Source organism: Aurantimonas sp. NFXS3 (assembly GCF_049132005.1).
In the GTDB taxonomy this organism is placed as follows: domain Bacteria; phylum Pseudomonadota; class Alphaproteobacteria; order Rhizobiales; family Rhizobiaceae; genus Aurantimonas; species Aurantimonas coralicida.
The window spans coordinates 102854-119739 of the sequence record NZ_JAGDDZ010000003.1; the positions used below are offsets into that span (position 1 = coordinate 102854).

Here is a 16886-nt window from a genome sequence, read left to right on the forward strand (position 1 = left end):
TTCGTAACAAATCCAGCCGCAAACCGCCGAAATCTCTCCTATACTGGCAGCATCGGCCAAGGCGGCCGGACCTCGCGCAATCCTTACGAGTACAAGCGATCCCATGGGTTTCCTGAAGCAGATCTTCGTCACGATCCTGGTGCTGGCCGTCGCGGGTGCGGCCTACATCAAGTTCGACCCGTCGGCGGGGCGTTCCCTGCTCGCCTCCGATCTGCCCCTGCCCGATCCGCTGCGCTCGGCCATTCTGTGGATCGCTCCCGAAGCCGGCGAACCCGCCCCGGAGATCGCCAGCGGCGAGGGTCAGCGCTCCGGCGGGCGTCGCCGCGGCGGTGGTGCGACGATGGTCGTTTCCGCCCCGGTGACGACGGGCTCCACGCGGACCCGCATGCGGTCCATCGGCACCGGCGAAGCCGCCCGTTCGGTGGTCGTCCATCCCGACAACACCGCCGGCATCATCGAGGAAGTCGTCGTCCAGTCTGCCGACATGGTGGAGGAAGGCACGGTCCTGGTCCGGCTGGAGCGGGCCAGCGAGGAACTCGCGGTCGATCGTGCCCGGCTTGCCCTCGAGGCAGCCGAAGACAAGGTCGCCCGCTTCGAGCGTCTGCAGAAGGCCAACACGCTCAGCGCCGTCGAGGTCACCGACGTGACCCGCGAACGCGACAATGCCAGGCTCGACCTGCGGTCCGCCGAGATCGCGCTCGGCAAGCGCGACATCCGCGCGCCGATCTCCGGCCGGGTCGGCATCATCGCCGTCGATCGCGGCGATCTGGTCTCCACCGATACGGTGATCGCCACCGTGGACGACCGCGAGCATCTGAAGGTCATCTTCTACACGCCGGAAAGCTTCGTGCAGCAGCTGGCCATCGGCACGCCGGTCGAGGCGGTGTCCACCGCCCGGCCCGACACGGTCTATGAGGGCGAGATCACCGCCATCGACAGCCGTCTCGACGAGGCGAGCCGGACCCTGCGCACCGAGGCCCGTATCGAGAACGGCTCCGACGACCTGCGTCCGGGCATGTCGTTCAGCGTGTCGCTGTCGCTGGAAGGCGAGACCTTCCTGTCGGTCGATCCGATTTCCGTCGTCTGGGAGCGTACCGGTCCGATCGTCTGGAAGATCGTCGACGGCAAGGCGCAGAAGGCATCGGTGCGGATCGTCGAGCGGACGATCGACCGCGTGCTCGTCGCCTCGGACGATCTGGCCGCCGGCGATTCCGTCGTCGTCGAGGGGCTCCAGTCGGTCCGCGAAGGCGGTGCCGTCGAAAGCATCAATGAGGCCTCTGCGCCGGACGGCGCCGCGCCTGCCGCGCCGGTCCCCTCCGCCAGCACCGCGCCGAAGTCCGGCGGCGACGACCGCGCAACGGCGCAGGGCCTCGTCGGCATTGCACAGGCCAACGCGGCCGAGCAGCCACAGGTCGGCGGTCAGGCTTCCGCCGGAGCCGCCCGCTGATGAGCACGCCGGCCATGCCTGACGGCATCACTGCCTTCACCAGCCTGTTCATCCGCCGGCCGGTGCTGACCATCGTGGTCAACCTGCTGATCGTGGTGGCGGGCCTCGCCGCCTTCGGCGCGATCGAAGTGCGCGAACTGCCGAATGTCGACCGCCCCGTCATCAGCGTGTCCATCGACTTCCCCGGCGCGTCTCCCGAAACCGTCGACCGGCAGATCACCAGCGAGATCGAAAGCGCCGTGGCGCGCGTTTCGGGCATCGCCTCGGTGTCGTCGAAGTCGGAATTCGGCGACAGCCGGGTGACCATCGAATTCACCGACACCACCGATCTGAACGTCGCCGCCAGCGACGTGCGCAACGCCGTCAGCCGCATCGCCAACAGCCTGCCTGAAGGCGCGGAGGAGCCGCGCATCGTCAAGGCCGACGCCGACGCCTCGGCGATCATGCGCCTGGCGGTCACCGCGCCCGGCCTGTCAATCGAGGACCTGACGACGCTGGTCGAGGACCGGATCGCCGATCAGCTCGCCGCCGTCGAGGGCGTTGCCGACCTTCAGATCTACGGCGAGCGCGAGAAGGTCATCTATGTCGACGTCGACCCGGACAAGCTGGCGACGCGTGGCCTGACGCTCGGCACCGTCTCGACGGCGCTGCAGAACGCCGCGCTCGACGTGCCGGCAGGATCGCTCGGCTCGCCCTCGCAGGACCTGATCGTGCGGGCCGACGCCAACGTGACCTCGCCGGAAGAGTTCGAGACCATCTTCCTCGATGACCGCACCCGCCTCGGCGATGTCGCCAGCGTGCGCTTCGGACCCGATGACGCCGCGTCCCAGCTGCGCCGCAACGGCGAGACCGGCGTCGGCATGGGCGTTGTGCGCCAGGCCGGGTCGAGCACGCTCGACATTTCCGACGGTATCCGCGCCGAGGTCGCCAATCTGAACGAGACCCTGCCCGACGGCGTCACCGTGCGCGTCACCAGCGACGACGCGACCTTCATCAACGGCGCCATCCACGAGGTCGAGATCGCCCTCGGCATCTCGGTCGCCGTGGTGATCTTCGTGATCTTCCTGTTCCTGCTGAATGTCCGCGCGACGATCATTCCGGCGGTCACGATGCCCATCGCGCTGATCGGCGTCGTCGCCTTCATCTATCTCGTCGGCTTCTCGATCAACATCCTGACGCTCCTGGCGCTGGTGCTGGCCACCGGCATGGTCGTCGACGACGCGATCATCGTTCTGGAAAACATCGTGCGCCAGCGCGACATGGGCGCGCGTCCGCAGGCGGCTGCCGTCCTTGGCACGCGCGAAGTGTTCTTCGCGGTCATCTCGACCACGGCGACGCTGGCGGCAGTGTTCGTGCCGATCTCCTTTTTGCCCGGCCAGGCCGGCGGCCTGTTCCGCGAATTCGGCTTTGTTCTGGCGATGGCGGTCGTGATCTCCTCCTTCATCGCCCTCACCCTCTGCCCAATGCTGGCGGCGTATTTCCTCAAGGCGCGGGAAGCCGAGCGTCGGCCCGGCCCTTTCCAGCGTTCGGTGCGCTGGTTCGGAGCGCGCCTCGCCGGCATGTATGCCGTCTCGCTGCGCTTCAGCCTCGCCTTCCCGCTGCTGATCGTCGTCGGCGCCGGTATCTTTTCCTTCGCGGCCTATCTCACCTTCCTGCAGATGCCGCAGGAGTTGACCCCGACCGAGGACCGCGGCGTCGTCCTGATGAGCATCAGCGCCCCGCAGGGCGCCAGCCTCGAATACACCAATGCCCAGCTTCGCCGGGTCGAGGACGTGGTCATTCCCTATGTGGAGAACGGCGAGGCGGACAACGTCTTCGCGATCTCCGGCCGCGGCTCGGCCAATTCAGCCTTCCTCGTCGTGTCGCTGAAGGACTGGGCGGTGCGGGCACGCAGCCAGCAGGAGATCGTCGCCGAGATCAACGGCAAGCTGCGCCGCATCACCGGCGTGCGGGCCTTTGCCATCCAGCCCAACTCGCTCGGCATTCGCGGCGGTGGCCGCGGCCTGCAGTTCGCCATCGCCGGCCAGAATTTCGAGGAGCTGGCGGAAAGCGCAGACGAACTGCTCGCGGCGATGCAGGCGGACGGTCGCTGGGGCGACGTGCGCCTGTCCGAGGACGCCACCCAGCCGCAATTGTCGGTGGTGATCGACCGCGCCCGGGCCTCCGACCTCGGCATCGACATCGACGGGCTGGCGACCGCCATGCAGGCGCTGCTCGACGGCCGCGAGATCGGCCAGACCTATGTCGAGGACAAGCAGATCCCGATCCGGCTGATCGCCAGCTCCGATCCGGTCAACGACCCCGACGACATGCGCAACATCTTCCTGAAGGCGAGCGACGGGCGGATCGTGCCCATGTCGACGGTGGCAAGCGTCGAGGAGAAACCGATCGCCCCGGCGCTGACCCGAGAGAACCGCTCGCGGGCCGTCTCGCTGTCGGCGCAGATCCCCGACAGCTACTCGATCCAGGAAGGCTGGACGGATCTGCAGGTCTTCGCCGAGGGGATCCTGCCGGCCGATCAGCGCCTCGTGCCGCTCGCAGAGGCCGCGACGCTGAACGAGACCAATAGCGGCCTCGCCCTCGTCTTCGGCTTCGCCATCGTCATCATCATCCTGGTGCTGGCGGCGCAGTTCGAGAGCTTCGTCTCGGCCTTCATCATCATCGCGACGGTGCCGCTGGGCATCGCCTGCGCGATCTTCGCGCTCGACTTCTTCGGCATGAGCCTCAATCTCTACAGCCAGATCGGCCTCGTGCTGCTGGTCGGGATCATGGCCAAGAACGGCATCCTGATCGTCGAGTTCGCCAATCAGCTGCGCGAGGAAGGCCTGTCGGTACGCGAGGCCGTGGAGCAGGCGGCGCTGATCCGGCTGCGGCCGGTGATGATGACCATGATCGCCACCGTCGTCGGCGGCGTGCCGCTGGTGCTGGCCTCGGGCGCCGGCGCCGAAGCGCGCGTGGCGCTCGGCTATGTCATCGTCGGCGGGCTCGGCCTTGCTACCTTCTCGACGCTCTATGTCACGCCGGTCGCCTATCTCATTCTCGGCCGGTTCTCGACCCCGAACGCCGAAAAGTCCGCCCGGCTGCAGCGCGACATCGCCGAGGCGGAAGCGGCGCAGCGCGAGCGGGGCCGAGACCGGGATGCGGGAACGGTGGCGCCGGCCGAATAGGCCGGCGGACGCTGCCCACAAGCAGACGCCGAACAGGCGAAAGGCCACTTCCCCCACCCGCCCATCCCCGCTAGAACGCGGCAATGGCACCCCCTCCCCTATTGCGCCTCGATGGCGTCCGCCTCACCTTCGGCGGCACGCCGCTCCTGACCGGCGTCGAGCTGAACGTCCTGCCCGGCGAGCGCATCGCGCTGGTCGGTCGCAACGGCTCGGGCAAGTCGACCCTGATGAAGATCGCCGCCGGACAGGTCGAGCCCGACGGCGGCGAAGTCTTCCTGAAGCCCGGCACGACCCTGCGCTACCTGCCGCAGGAGCCGGATTTCGGCGACTTCAAGACGGTCGGCGCCTATGTCGCCTCGGGTCTCGGCCCTGCCGACGATCCCTACCGTGTCACCATGTGCCTCGACGCCCTGGGCCTGACCGAGGACATGGAGCCGCATCACCTGTCGGGCGGCGAGGCCCGCCGCGCCGCTCTGGCGCGCACCCTGGCGCCCGAGCCGGACATCGTGCTGCTCGACGAGCCGACCAACCATCTCGACCTGCCGACCATCGAATGGCTGGAAGACGAAGTGCGGCAGATGAAGAGCGCCGTCGTCGTGATCAGCCATGACCGCCGCTTCCTCGAACGCGTCACCCGCTCCACCGTCTGGATCGACCGCGGCGCGGCCAAGCGCCTCGACCAGGGCTTCGGATCCTTCGAGGCGTGGCGCGACAAGGTGCTGGAAGAGGAAGAGCGCGACCTGCAGAAGCTCGACCGCAAGATCGTGCGCGAAGAGCACTGGCTGCGCTATGGCGTGAGCGCGCGGCGCACCCGCAACATGCGCCGGCTTGGCGCCCTCCACGATCTGCGCCAGCAGCGCCGCGACACCCGCCGCGCCATCGGCCAGGTGTCGATGGAGGCCAGCGCGACGCGCGAGAGCGGCAAGTTGGTCATCGAGGCCTTCAACGTGTCGAAGGCCTATGACGGCCGCACGCTGGTCGACGATTTTTCCACCCGCATCGCCCGGGGCGACCGGGTCGGCTTCGTCGGCCCGAACGGCGTCGGCAAGACGACGCTCCTGAAGATGCTGATCGGCGAGTTGAAGCCGGATTCCGGCCGGGTGAAGCTCGGCACCAATCTCGACCTCGCCTTCCTCGACCAGAAGCGCGCGGCCTTGGCCGACGATCTGTCGGTGCAGGACGCGATCACCGACGGCCGCGGCGACCAGGTGATGGTCAATGGCGAGCCGCGCCATGTGGTCGGCTATCTGCGCGACTTCCTGTTCACGCCCGAGCAGATCCGCACCCCGGCGGGCAAGCTCTCCGGCGGCGAACGGGCGCGCCTGCTGCTGGCCAAGACGCTGGCAACGCCGGCGAACTTCCTCGTCCTCGACGAGCCGACCAACGACCTCGACATGGAGACGCTGGATCTCCTCGAGGAACTGATCGCCAATTATCCCGGCACCGTGCTCCTCGTCAGCCATGACCGCGACTTCCTCGACCGCACTGTGACGAGCGTCATCTCGCCTGACGGCAACGGCCACTGGCTGGAATATGCCGGCGGCTACAGCGACATGGTCGCCCAGCGCCGCGACGCCGCCAAGGCCGCCGCCACCGCGGGCAAGCCGTCCGACAGGGGCAACGCGAAAGCCGGCTCCGGCAAGAGCGGCGGCGGCACGCCGGGCGCCTCCGGCGGCGGCGGCGGCAAGGGCGGATCGTCCAAGCTGTCATTCAAGCAGAAATTCGCGCTCGAGAACCTGCCCAAGGAGATCGCCAAGCTGGAAGCGGCGATTGCCAAGGCCGAAGCCGAGATCGCCGATCCCGCCCTGTTCACCAAGAACCCGGACCGCTTCGCCAAGCTGGCCGCTGGGATCGACAGGGACCGTGCGGCCCTCGCCAAGGCCGAGGACGACTGGCTGGAGCTGGAAATGGTCCGCGCCGAAGCGGAAGACTAGGACGGTCGCGCCTGCGGGTGCGCCTTCCGACCCGAAGGGGTCAGCCCGGTGCAACCTTCGTCTGCGACGAACAAGCGCCGGATGATATGGCGCAATGGGCGATGAAGCCCGTCTGAGCTTTGGGGTCTGGCGGAACGCAATGCCGCAGAAGGGCCCCCTATGGCCGTCGACACGCTGAATCCCATCGCCTCCGTCGAATCCAAGGGTGGGCGCGACATCGGCTTCGCCGTTGCCGTGGTCTTCGTCCTCACCGTCCTGTTCGTTCCGATTCCGGCCTTTCTCATCGACATGGGGCTGGCGCTGTCCATCGCCCTGTCGGTGCTGATCCTCATGGTCTCCCTGTGGATCCAGAAGCCGCTGGATTTCTCCGCCTTCCCGACCGTTCTCCTGCTCGCGACCATGCTGCGGCTGTCGCTGAACATCGCCACCACGCGCGTGATCCTGTCCGAGGGCCACCAGGGCGTGAACGCCGCCGGTCACGTCATCGGCGGCTTCTCGCAATTCGTCATGAGCGGCGACTTCTTCATCGGCATCGTGGTCTTCGTGATCCTGATCGTCGTGAACTTCATGGTCATCACAAAGGGCGCCACGCGTATCGCGGAAGTCGGCGCCCGCTTCACCCTCGACGCCATCCCCGGCAAGCAGATGGCGATCGACGCCGACATGTCGTCGGGCCTGATCGACGAGAAGCAGGCCCAGGCCCGCCGCAAGGAGCTGGAAGAGGAAAGCGCCTTCTTCGGCTCCATGGACGGTGCTTCGAAATTCGTGCGCGGCGACGCCATCGCCGGCCTGATTATCACCGCCGTCAACGTCTTCGGCGGCATCATCATCGGCATCACCCGCCACGACATGGATGCCGCCGGCGCCGCCGAGGTGTTCACCAAGCTGTCGGTCGGCGACGGCCTCGTCTCGCAGATCCCGGCGCTGATCGTCTCGCTGGCCGCCGGCCTCCTGGTGTCGAAGGGCGGCACCCGCGGTGCGGCCCAGACCGCCGTTCTCGGCCAGCTCGGCTTCTACCCGCGCGCCCTCGCTGTCGCCGCCGGCCTGATGGCGCTGCTGGCGCTGCTGCCGGGCCTGCCCTTCATTCCCTTCATGCTGCTGGCCGGGATCATGGCGTCGATCGCCTATCTCGTTCCCAAGCGCCGCAACGAGGAACTGCGCCAGGCCGCGGCGACGGTCGCCGAGGAGAAGCAGGTCGCCCAGAACGCCGAGCGCAACTCGGTCAAGGAATCGCTGAAGATCGTCGAGATCGAGCTGGTCTTCGGCAAGCAGACCTCGGCGCATCTCCTCCTGCAGCGCGACGAGATGGCCCACCGCGTCCAGAAGATGCGCCGCCGCTTCGCCGCGCGCTACGGCTTCGTGGTGCCCGAGATCAAGCTGTCCGACGATCTGGCGCTCGATCCGAAATCCTACGCCATCAAGATCCACGGCACGACCATCGCCACCCAGCCGCTGCGGCTCGGCGAGTCGATGATCGTCCTGGGCGACGCCGGCGCGCCCGACGTGCCGCATGACCTGACCAAGGAGCCGGCCTTCGGCATGCGCGCCGCCTGGGTCTCGGAGACCTTCGCCACGGAAGTGCGGCGCCAGGGCTTCGAGCCGATCGACACGCTGTCGATCGTCCTCACCCATCTGTCGGAGACGATCCGCAACAATCTGGCGCAGCTCCTGTCCTACAAGGACATGCGCACCCTGCTCGATCGCCTGGAGCCGGAATACAAGCGCCTGATCGACGAGATCATCCCGGCCAACATGTCCTATTCGGGCCTGCAGGCCGTGCTCAAGCTGCTGCTCGCCGAGCGCGTCTCGGTCCGCAACCTGAACCTCATCCTGGAGGCCATCGCCGAGATCGCGCCGCATGTGCGCCGGTCCGAGCAGATCGTCGAGCATGTGCGCATGCGCATGGCCCAGCAGATCTGCGGCGATCTCCTGCACAACGGCCAGCTCGGCGTCCTGCGCCTCGGCAACCAGTGGGACCTCGCTTTCCACCAGGCGCTGAAGCGCGACGCCAAGGGCGAGGTCGTCGAGTTCGACATCGACCCGCGCCTCGTCGAGCAGTTCGCCACCGAAGCCACCAAGGTCATCCGCGAAAAGATGGACCAGGGCGAGATGTTCGTGCTGGTCGCTGCGCCCGATGCCCGCCCGTATGTGCGCATGATGATCGAGCGCATCTTCGTCACCCTGCCGGTGCTCTCGCATCTCGAGATCGCACGCGGCGTGGATATCCGGGCGCTCGGTTCCATCTCATGAGCGTGGAACTGTCGGAACTCGTCTTTTCGCTGTTCCTGATCTTCTGCCGCTTCGGCTCCTGCCTTCTCTTGATGCCGGGCTTCTCGTCGTCGCGCGTGCCGCTGCAGGTGCGCCTGTTCCTGTCCCTCGCCGTCTCGGTGGCCCTGTCGCCGGCCCTCCTGCCGACATTGCAGCCGCTGGTCGCGGCGGCCGACGACAACGGCAAGGTGGCACTGATGATCTCCGAGATCCTCAACGGGCTGTTCATCGGCCTGCTCGGCCGCAGCTTCATGATCGCCCTGCAGTTCGCCGGCCATGTCATCGCCAATTCCATCGGCATGGGCATGCAGATGGGCGTGCCGATCGACGAGAGCGATCCGATGCCGGCCGTCGCCTCGCTGATCACGCTGACCGCGACGACGCTGATCTTCGTCCTCAACCTGCATGCCGAGATCGCCCGGGCGCTGGTCGCGTCCTACTCAGCCATGCCGGCCGCCGCCGGCTTCTCGATCCGCGGCAGCCTCGTCAACATCACCGACAATCTCGACGAGGCCTTCCTGCTCTGCCTGCGCATTTCCAGCCCGTTCGTGCTCTACGGCGTCGTCGTCAATTTCGCCATCGGCCTCGCCAACAAGCTGACGCCGACCATCCCGATCTACTTCATCTCGCTGCCCTTCGTCCTCGCCGGCGGCCTCGTGCTGCTCGGCTACACGATCAGCGATTTCCTCATCCTGTTCATGCAGGATTTCGAACGCTGGGTGCTGGTGGGATGAGCGACGACAGATCGCGCGTGCGTCGGCTCGACCGCATCCTCAAGGTCCAGGGCCAGAAGCGGCTCCTGGAGGAATGGCGCCTGTCGAACCTGCGCCAGGAGCGCGAGACCATCGACAAGGACGACGTCGCCCTGCTCGACAGTCTCGGCACGGAATCGCAGCTGCACGGCCTGTTCATCGAGGCCAAGGTCCGGAACCTGCGCCGCAACGAGGTGAAGCGCAGCGCCAATCTGGCCGACCAGAGTGCCACGGAACAGCGCATCACCACGACGCGCCGCGCCGAAAAGGGCGTCGAGAAGGTGCGCGACGACGCCCGGCGCAACCGCGATGCCGACGAGGAAACGCGCAGCCTCGAAAGCAGCGTCGAAGGGCATCTGGCCCGCCGTCACCCCAGCTTCGAATAAGCCTGCGCCGGTAGAAGCGGTTCGAACCTTCCCGTGTTTGAACCGCGAACCCGCCGATGACCAGCACCGCCAGCCTCCATGCTATCCTGCCCGCCGCCCAGACGGCGAGCGCCAGGACAGCACCTGCCCGCAAGAGCCCCGATGGCGGCAGCGAGACCTTCGTGGCGGCCCTCGATGCGGCCAAGACCAACAAGCCCGATGGTGGCAGCGCCCCCGCCGCCCCCATCGTTCCGCTCGTCAAGCACCGCTCCCGGGAGATCTCGCCGCTCGAACAGTTCGAGGGCTTCGTCCTGCGCAACTTCGTCGAATCCATGCTGCCGACCGAAGCCTCGAACTATTTCGGCGAAGGCACGGCCGGCGAAGTCTGGCGCTCGATGATGGCCGAGGAAATCGGCAACGAGCTGGCCAAGAACGGCGGCATCGGCATCGCCGATTCGATCCGCAGCCGCGAAACCACCAGCCTCGCCTCGGACAACGGCGCCGTGTCGGCGACCAGCGGCCTCGAGCGCATGCTGCGGCAGGCGGATCTGGCCCGCGCCGGCGCCATGCGCGACAACATCGCAGAATAGGAGTTGCACATCGTGGACCTCGCCCTCAGCAAAGCCGTCGACCGCCTGGAAGCGGTCCTCACCGCCGAAACCGGCGCCCTGGCCAGCGGCACGCCGATCGATCTCGGCGAGATCGCGGCCCGCAAGAACCAGAGCCTTCTGGAGTTCAGCCGCCTCAGCCGCCGCATGCCGGCGCGCGACGATGTCGAGCCGGAATTCGGCGACCGCCTGAAGCGTCTGGCCGGGCTTCTCGAGCAGAACCGCCGGACGCTGGAGCTCCACGTCACGGCCAGCCACGAAGTCTCCGAAATGATCTCGCGCTCCATGACCGAAGCGGAATCCGACGGCACCTATAGCGCCCAGATGGGCCGCCGGGCAGCCGCACGGTGATCAAGCTTCTCGCGGTCGGTCTGTGGGTTTGTGCCGTGACGCTCGGATCGAGCTACGTCATGGCGTCGATCAACTCCGCCCCGAGCGAGGTGGCGGAGCCGGACTATTTCGAAGGGCTCGACTACCGCAAGACCGAGAACATCACGATCCCGATGATCAAGGATTCGGCGATCCGGGGCTATATCCTGGCGCGCTTCGTCTACACGATCGACGGCAAGACGGTGGCCCAGCTCAAGGTGCCGCCGGACCCGTTCATCCTCGACGAGGCCTTCCGCCGGCTCTACACGACCGACGGCTTCGACTTCGACGAGCCGACGCGCTTCGACCTGAGTTCGCTGACCGACGGGATTCGCGACGCCGTGAACGCCCGCTACAGCGAGGAACTCGTCAAGGAGATCCTGGTCGACCAGTTCGACTACATCGCCAAGGACGACATCCGCAACGGACGGCCGGGGTAAGCACCCCGCGCCGTCATCCGGTGACGGCGTAGAAGCGTCCGGTGAGGCGGTGGACGTCGGCCCGCGTGCCGGCGCGCGGCGTGCCGACGAAGCGCACGCCGATCTCCGGTCCCCGCGACCAGATCACCAGCGCAAGGCGGAAGCTGTTGTCCGCCTCGTCATAGACCGCCAGCCGCCCGGGAACCCGGCCGGTGCCGAACCGCCGGATGCGGCAGCCGGTCTCCGACACGTCGATGGCGGTTCCGTCCTCGATGAACCGTCCGGCGACCGTGACGAGCTTGACCGGGCGCAGGCGCGTGCGGCGGCGCGATGCCATCCGGCTTTCGTGACTGTCGGGATTCGGGGGTCCGGCCATGCCCGATGATAGCCTGCACAAGCCGAACAAATCCTGAAGGCGCTGCCTGAGCCCGCCGCACCGGCGGCGCAGAAAGCATTAACCGTTCGATGCGATGTTGGATGGGCAATCCAGCTCCGGACCAGTTCCGGCGGCTGGCTCCCCGAAATCCAGCCTTCGTCGAGGTCGCCTTGTCCGCGTCAGGTTCCCCATCTTCCGACGCCGGTCGCAGGAAAGCTGCGGACGAATCCAGTTCCGACCGGATCGGGTTCCTCGGCGGCACGCTCTTTGCGCTGTCCATCCTCTTCTTCGGCGGCGTCAACGCCATCTCGTCGCTGGATCCGGGCTATTTCGACCGGCTGCTCTTGTCGGCGATGCGCGACGATGCGATCGACCCGATCGAGACCGGATCGACCGACAAGGGCGATGCGCCCGGCGTCGATGCCATGCCGGTGTCCACCGTGGTGCGGGCGGTGCCGCTGAAGCCCGAGGATTTCCAGATCATCATGGTCTTCCAGGCCGAGGCGCATCTGGCCTCGCCGGGCGAACTCTGGCGCGTACGCGTCGGCTCGCAGGTGCCCGGCCTCGGCCGCATCCTCGCCATCGAATCCGGCCGCAACGGCGGCAAGGTCAAGACCGAGAAGGCAACGCTGACGGGCGTCCTGAAATAGCTGCTGGCGTTTTGCCGCATAGGCTATGGATGCCTAGACTCAGCTATCCTGCTCCCGTCTATAGTTCGCGCTAACTCTAGTGCCCGGACGTTGTCTAAACCGGTGCGGAACCTCCGCACAATCATATGCGGGCCTTGCATTCCGAAACGCACCATTGCTACCTGAGGCTGACAGTCAGGCTAGCTTTTATTGCGAATCGCAATCTTAGGGTGTGCATCAAGCCACAAGCCGATCTAGGTCAGAGGAATACACGTGAAGACATTTGTAGTCGCGCTGTTGGCAATGGTTTTGGGCGTATCGGCAGCGAGTGCTCATGGGGGAGGATGCCGAAAGAGTTCGCCTCCCGGCGATTGCTGCCACATGGATCGAAGCGCAGGGTCGGTGCATTGCCACTGACCAAGTGCACTAGGTTCGCAGCTGTCCCCCTTTTCGGGGCGGCGGCGGCTGTAGCTGCAGTTTCTCCCGCCCTCGCATACTGTTTCGATCCGTCGGCGCCATACTGCGCATCCAGTTTCTCAGGCTTTTCCGACCAGTACGAATTTGATCGATGCAAGAATAAGATTGAAAGCTATCAGGCGGACGTAGAAAACTACATGTCGTGCCGAAACCGGGAAGCGCAACAGGGGATCGACGAGGCTTCACGCGACAAGCAGAGAGCGCTGGACACGTACAACGAAGCCGTCGAGAGTTTCAATCGACGAGCTCGCAGGTAGTTAAATCTATCGTCGCCGAAACTATCCGACGCGAGGGTTGGATGATCCTACAAGAATAGGACCTCATTCCGCAGCTGAGCGCCGTCTCCTACTTCTTTTCGAGCAGGACCTGGCCTTCCTTGCGCAGGCGGCCCTTCAGCTTCTCGGCGATGGCGGCGAGGAAGCTCGGCAGGTCGATCTCCAGATGCACCGACTCGTCGAGAACGTCGAGGCGGCCGGTGACGCGCTGGCCCATGACCCGCGCGGTGAAATCCAGATGGTCGCCCGTCCAGGTGTCCTCGAACTTGACCATGCCCCCCAGCATGTCCTGACGCACGCGGTCGAAACCGTCATCGATGCGCTGGCGCGCGGTCTCGCGGGTCAGCTTGTGCGGGATGTCCACCTTGATGGTCTCGGCCATGAATAGCTCCTCGTCTCGTTGCGCCTCATATGGCGACACAGCCGTCGCCAGACAACGGTCACGCCAGCCACCGGCTCCGGCGCCGTTCACGGGGACCCCGTGCCAGACGCCTTGAAACGCAAAAGGGGGCGGCCCGTAAGGCCACCCCCTGTCGATGTCGTCTGCCGTGCCGGCCCGCTCTTTCGAGGGGACGGCGGGCCGTGTCAGGCGTAGGTCGCCGAACGGTTCGAGGTGCCGCTGCGCCGCGGACGGCTGCTGCGACCACCGGGCTTGCCACCCTCGGTGCGCTGGCCACGGCCCTCGCCCGAACGCTGGCCGCCCGCTCCCTGGCCACCGCCACCACGGCGACCGGCGCCCTGGGGCTTGTTGCCGAAGCGCTTCGGGGCGCCGCGCGGCGGACGCTTCTCTTCCGGTGCGTTCAGGTCGACATGCGCCGAATAATCGGTCTGCTGCAGGTCGAAGTTCAGGCCGGTCAGACGCTCGATCTGGCGCAGCTTGGACCGCTCCGACGGATCGACCAGTGCGACCGCGATACCGGACTTGCCGGCGCGGGCCGTGCGGCCGATGCGGTGCACGTAGCTTTCCGGCTCTTCCGGCAGGTCGAAGTTCACGACATGGGAGATGTCGTCGACATGGATGCCGCGGGCCACGATGTCGGTGGCGACGAGCACGCTGACCGTGCCGGTCTGGAACTCGCCCAGCGCCTTCTGACGGGCGCCCTGGCTCTTGTTGCCGTGGATCGCGCGGGCGTCGATGCCGGCCTTCTCCAGATCGGCGGCGAGCTTGTTGGCGCCGTGCTTGGTGCGGGTGAAGATCACCGTCTTCTCGAAGTCCGGCTTGGCCAGATGCTCGATGAGCCAGAGCTTCTTGGCCTTCTGGGGGACCAGATAGACGCTCTGGTTGATCTTCTCGACGGTGACGACTTCCGGCGTCACTTCGACCCGAACCGGATTGGTCAGGATCTTGGCGGCCAGCTCTTCCATCGCACGCGGCATGGTGGCCGAGAACAGCAGCGACTGGCGGTCGGCCGGCAGCTGCGCGACGATGCGCATGACGTCCTTCACGAAGCCCATGTCGAGCATCCGGTCGGCCTCGTCGAGAACGACGTGGTGGACTTCGGACAGCGTCAGGGCACGCTGGTTCAACAGGTCGAGCAGACGGCCCGGCGTCGCGATGACGATGTCGACGCCGCGGCGCATCGCCTCGATCTGCGGACGGATCGAGACACCGCCGAAGATCACGTGATGGGTCAGCTTGGTGCCGGCGGTGTAGGATTTGACGTTGCCGGCGATCTGCGAGGCGAGCTCGCGGGTCGGGGTCAGGACGAGGACCTTCGGCGTCTTCGGAGCCGGGCGACCGCCCTTGGCGATCAGCGCGTCGATGACGGGCAGCGAGAAGGCCGCGGTCTTGCCGGTGCCGGTCTGGGCGATACCCAGAACGTCGCGGCCCTTCATGACCGCCGGAATCGCCTGGGCCTGGATCGGCGTCGGCTGGGTGATGTCGAGACGCGCAAGCGCGGAAAGAAGCGTGTCGGCGAGGCCGAACGCCTTGAAATCGGTATGGGTCAAGATATGCCTTGCGGAAGGCGGACACTGTCGGTCCGCTTGAGATGCCGATCGTCTTCGCGCTGGCGGACGGTTCGGCGGGCCGTGTCGGAACGCGGGACCCCGCAAGCTTCAGAAGCTGCGGGCCGGTCCGATGGCGCTGGCTAAGAATTCCGTCAGATGTCGGGAAACAAGCAGGCGCTGCGCGATCACGGCGTGCAGGCTCCATATCGGCGTTTAGGTGCGCCGCGTCAAGGCGTTTGTGCGCCGCCCCATGTCAGGTGCCGGGCCAAGGTGTCGGCGATGCGCTGAAACAGCCCCGCCTCCTCGACCGCCGTTTCGGCCACGAGCGGCACCTGCCGCAGGCTCTCGTCGCCCCGGCCGAACCGCACCCAGCCGAGCCGCTGGCCCTTGGCGACGGGCGCCACGAAGGGACCGTTCTCGACCACCTCGCGCTCGACGTCGGCCAGGCTGCCGCGCGGCACCAGCATACGCAGGTCCTCGGCCGCGGCCATGCCGACGGTCTCGGCGACGCCGCCTCGCACCTGCACGTTGCCGAGGGTTTCGCCCGCGGTCACCAGCACCACTTCCTCAAAGTCCTGCAGGCCGAAATTCATCAGCCGGCGGGCTTCGCTCGCCCGTTCGGCAGTCGAACTCATGCCGCTCATGGCGAGGACAATGCGCCGGCCGTCGCGTTCGGCGGAGGCGACCAGACCGTAGCCCGCAGCCGACGTATGGCCGGTCTTCAGGCCGTCGGCGCCCAGATCCAGGAGCGGATTGCGGTTCTGCTGCTTGATGCCGTTATAGGTGAAGCTCTCCTCGGCGAAGATCGGGTAATCCTCGGGAAATTCGCGGATGAGGTATGTGGCAAGGCGGGCGAGATCGCGCACGCTGACATGCTGCTCAGGGTCCGGCAGTCCATGCGGATTGGTGAAGTGGGAATGCGTCAGGCCGATCTTCTCGGCCTCGGCGTTCATCCGTCCCGCAAAGGCCTCGACCGAGCCGGACAGGCCTTCGGCGACGACGATCGTCGCGTCGTTGCCGGACTGGACGATGATGCCACGGATCAGATCCTCGACGGCGACCTCGGAATTCAGCGGCAGGAACATGGTCGAGCCGCCGGAGGATGCACCGCCGGTGCGCCAGGCATGTTCGGAGACGACGAAGCGGTCGTCGCGCTGCACCCTGCCCTGTTTCAGATCGTCGAACAGAACCGCGATGGTCATCAGCTTGGCGAGGCTGGCCGGTGGAATCTCGGTATCGGCGTCCTTTTCGTAAAGGACGCGGCCGGTGCCATAATCCACCAGGATGGCGGTCGGCGCGGTGGTCTCGAAGGCGGCGGCGGGCAGAGCGAACAGCGCAGCGAGCATTGCCAGCACGGCAAAGCCGCGACGCAGGCCGGCGCTAAGGGCGCCGCCGAGACGGCGCGGCATTCCATACGATGTCTGGTTTCGACTGGTCCTGAACGCCACCTGCCTGCCCTCTTTCCGTCTGCGACGCGGCCTTCCGGCCGGGCATCGCTCCTGTCACGCGGGGTCAACCTACAGGGTTTGACCGGTCTGCGTGAACAGGAAACGGTGAGTGACGGCACCAGTGCGCTCAGCGGAAGCCGTTCTCGATGCGCGAGTAGGATTCCTGGGTGAAGGCGTAGACCTGCGCACCGGTGAAGGAGGCGGTCAGCGCGATCACCACGAAGATCGCCAGGATCTTCGGGACGAAGGTCAGCGTGACCTCCTGGATCTGGGTGAGTGCCTGAAACAGTGCGATCAGGACACCCACGAACATGGCGGCGCCGACGGCCGGCCCGCAGGCGGCGACGATGGTCCAGACCGCGGACTGGACGATATCGAGTGCGTCCGCTTCGTTCATGTCTT

General features: G+C 66.6%; 15 protein-coding genes. 10 read left to right on the top strand and 5 right to left on the bottom strand.

Going from position 1 to position 16886, the window contains the following annotated elements:
- Positions 1 to 103: 103 nt before the first annotated feature.
- From J3367_RS10750 to J3367_RS10790, 9 genes are all read left to right on the top strand, one after another.
- The gene (locus J3367_RS10750) at positions 104 to 1447 is read left to right on the top strand and encodes an efflux RND transporter periplasmic adaptor subunit (RefSeq protein WP_421460950.1); all 1344 of its coding nucleotides are present in this window, start codon (positions 104 to 106) and stop codon (positions 1445 to 1447) included.
- Positions 1447 to 4614, top strand: coding sequence for an efflux RND transporter permease subunit (locus J3367_RS10755; RefSeq protein ID WP_421460952.1), 3168 nt, complete (start codon positions 1447 to 1449; stop codon positions 4612 to 4614). Before J3367_RS10750 ends, J3367_RS10755 begins: the two co-directional genes overlap by 1 nt.
- Before the next feature lie 83 nt (positions 4615 to 4697).
- Positions 4698 to 6548 carry an ABC-F family ATP-binding cassette domain-containing protein gene (locus J3367_RS10760; RefSeq protein WP_421460954.1) on the top strand — a complete coding sequence of 617 codons (1851 nt, stop codon included), beginning with the start codon at positions 4698 to 4700 and terminating at the stop codon, positions 6546 to 6548.
- A 159-nt stretch (positions 6549 to 6707) separates the two neighbouring features.
- Positions 6708 to 8798 carry a flagellar biosynthesis protein FlhA gene (gene flhA / locus J3367_RS10765; protein ID WP_024350356.1) on the top strand — a complete coding sequence of 697 codons (2091 nt, stop codon included), beginning with the start codon at positions 6708 to 6710 and terminating at the stop codon, positions 8796 to 8798.
- Positions 8795 to 9550 carry a flagellar biosynthetic protein FliR gene (locus tag J3367_RS10770; protein ID WP_024350355.1) on the top strand — a complete coding sequence of 252 codons (756 nt, stop codon included), beginning with the start codon at positions 8795 to 8797 and terminating at the stop codon, positions 9548 to 9550. Before flhA ends, J3367_RS10770 begins: the two co-directional genes overlap by 4 nt.
- Positions 9547 to 9954, top strand: coding sequence for a hypothetical protein (locus tag J3367_RS10775; RefSeq protein WP_024350354.1), 408 nt, complete (start codon positions 9547 to 9549; stop codon positions 9952 to 9954). Before J3367_RS10770 ends, J3367_RS10775 begins: the two co-directional genes overlap by 4 nt.
- A gap of 56 nt (positions 9955 to 10010) precedes the next feature.
- Positions 10011 to 10523, top strand: a complete 513-nt coding sequence (locus tag J3367_RS10780; RefSeq protein ID WP_024350353.1) for a rod-binding protein — start codon at positions 10011 to 10013, stop codon at positions 10521 to 10523.
- Between the two features lie 12 nt (positions 10524 to 10535).
- Positions 10536 to 10892, top strand: a complete 357-nt coding sequence (locus J3367_RS10785) for a hypothetical protein (protein WP_040325827.1) — start codon at positions 10536 to 10538, stop codon at positions 10890 to 10892.
- A complete protein-coding gene (locus tag J3367_RS10790; protein ID WP_024350351.1) occupies positions 10889 to 11350 on the top strand; it encodes a hypothetical protein in 462 nt (153 codons plus the stop codon). The genes J3367_RS10785 and J3367_RS10790 overlap by 4 nt, the downstream gene beginning before the upstream one ends.
- A 13-nt stretch (positions 11351 to 11363) precedes the next feature.
- Here the strand turns inward: J3367_RS10790 and J3367_RS10795 are convergent, their stop codons facing one another.
- Positions 11364 to 11666, bottom strand: a complete 303-nt coding sequence (locus J3367_RS10795) for a hypothetical protein (RefSeq protein ID WP_024350350.1) — start codon at positions 11664 to 11666, stop codon at positions 11364 to 11366.
- Between the two features lie 209 nt (positions 11667 to 11875).
- On the opposite strand from J3367_RS10795, the gene J3367_RS10800 reads away from it, so the two are divergent.
- Complete coding sequence (locus tag J3367_RS10800) at positions 11876 to 12355, top strand: hypothetical protein (RefSeq protein WP_421460958.1); 480 nt, start codon at positions 11876 to 11878, stop codon at positions 12353 to 12355.
- Between the two features lie 801 nt (positions 12356 to 13156).
- Here J3367_RS10800 and J3367_RS10805 read toward each other — a convergent pair.
- The 4 genes from J3367_RS10805 to fliQ all read right to left on the bottom strand — a co-directional run bounded on the left by J3367_RS10805 (position 13157) and on the right by fliQ (position 16881).
- The gene (locus tag J3367_RS10805; protein ID WP_188075584.1) at positions 13157 to 13468 is read right to left on the bottom strand and encodes a polyhydroxyalkanoic acid system family protein; all 312 of its coding nucleotides are present in this window, start codon (positions 13466 to 13468) and stop codon (positions 13157 to 13159) included.
- A 203-nt stretch (positions 13469 to 13671) separates the two neighbouring features.
- Positions 13672 to 15036, bottom strand: a complete 1365-nt coding sequence (locus J3367_RS10810) for a DEAD/DEAH box helicase (RefSeq protein WP_024350347.1) — start codon at positions 15034 to 15036, stop codon at positions 13672 to 13674.
- A gap of 227 nt (positions 15037 to 15263) precedes the next feature.
- The gene (locus tag J3367_RS10815) at positions 15264 to 16445 is read right to left on the bottom strand and encodes a D-alanyl-D-alanine carboxypeptidase family protein (protein WP_421460962.1); all 1182 of its coding nucleotides are present in this window, start codon (positions 16443 to 16445) and stop codon (positions 15264 to 15266) included.
- Between the two features lie 166 nt (positions 16446 to 16611).
- Positions 16612 to 16881, bottom strand: coding sequence for a flagellar biosynthesis protein FliQ (fliQ, locus tag J3367_RS10820; protein WP_024350345.1), 270 nt, complete (start codon positions 16879 to 16881; stop codon positions 16612 to 16614).
- Positions 16882 to 16886: the final 5 nt, after the last annotated feature.

What these genes read in the sequence shown, in the direction of transcription:
- fliQ (WP_024350345.1), bottom strand. Translation starts at nt 16,881, where the DNA reads ATGAACGAAGCGGACGCACTCGATATCGTCCAGTCCGCGGTCTGGACC.
- J3367_RS10750 (WP_421460950.1), top strand. Translation starts at nt 104, where the DNA reads ATGGGTTTCCTGAAGCAGATCTTCGTCACGATCCTGGTGCTGGCCGTC.
- flhA (WP_024350356.1), top strand. Translation starts at nt 6,708, where the DNA reads ATGGCCGTCGACACGCTGAATCCCATCGCCTCCGTCGAATCCAAGGGT.
- J3367_RS10770 (WP_024350355.1), top strand. Translation starts at nt 8,795, where the DNA reads ATGAGCGTGGAACTGTCGGAACTCGTCTTTTCGCTGTTCCTGATCTTC.
- J3367_RS10815 (WP_421460962.1), bottom strand. Translation starts at nt 16,445, where the DNA reads ATGCCGCGCCGTCTCGGCGGCGCCCTTAGCGCCGGCCTGCGTCGCGGC.
- J3367_RS10760 (WP_421460954.1), top strand. Translation starts at nt 4,698, where the DNA reads ATGGCACCCCCTCCCCTATTGCGCCTCGATGGCGTCCGCCTCACCTTC.
- J3367_RS10780 (WP_024350353.1), top strand. Translation starts at nt 10,011, where the DNA reads ATGACCAGCACCGCCAGCCTCCATGCTATCCTGCCCGCCGCCCAGACG.
- J3367_RS10805 (WP_188075584.1), bottom strand. Translation starts at nt 13,468, where the DNA reads ATGGCCGAGACCATCAAGGTGGACATCCCGCACAAGCTGACCCGCGAG.
- J3367_RS10775 (WP_024350354.1), top strand. Translation starts at nt 9,547, where the DNA reads ATGAGCGACGACAGATCGCGCGTGCGTCGGCTCGACCGCATCCTCAAG.
- J3367_RS10755 (WP_421460952.1), top strand. Translation starts at nt 1,447, where the DNA reads ATGAGCACGCCGGCCATGCCTGACGGCATCACTGCCTTCACCAGCCTG.
- J3367_RS10795 (WP_024350350.1), bottom strand. Translation starts at nt 11,666, where the DNA reads ATGGCATCGCGCCGCCGCACGCGCCTGCGCCCGGTCAAGCTCGTCACG.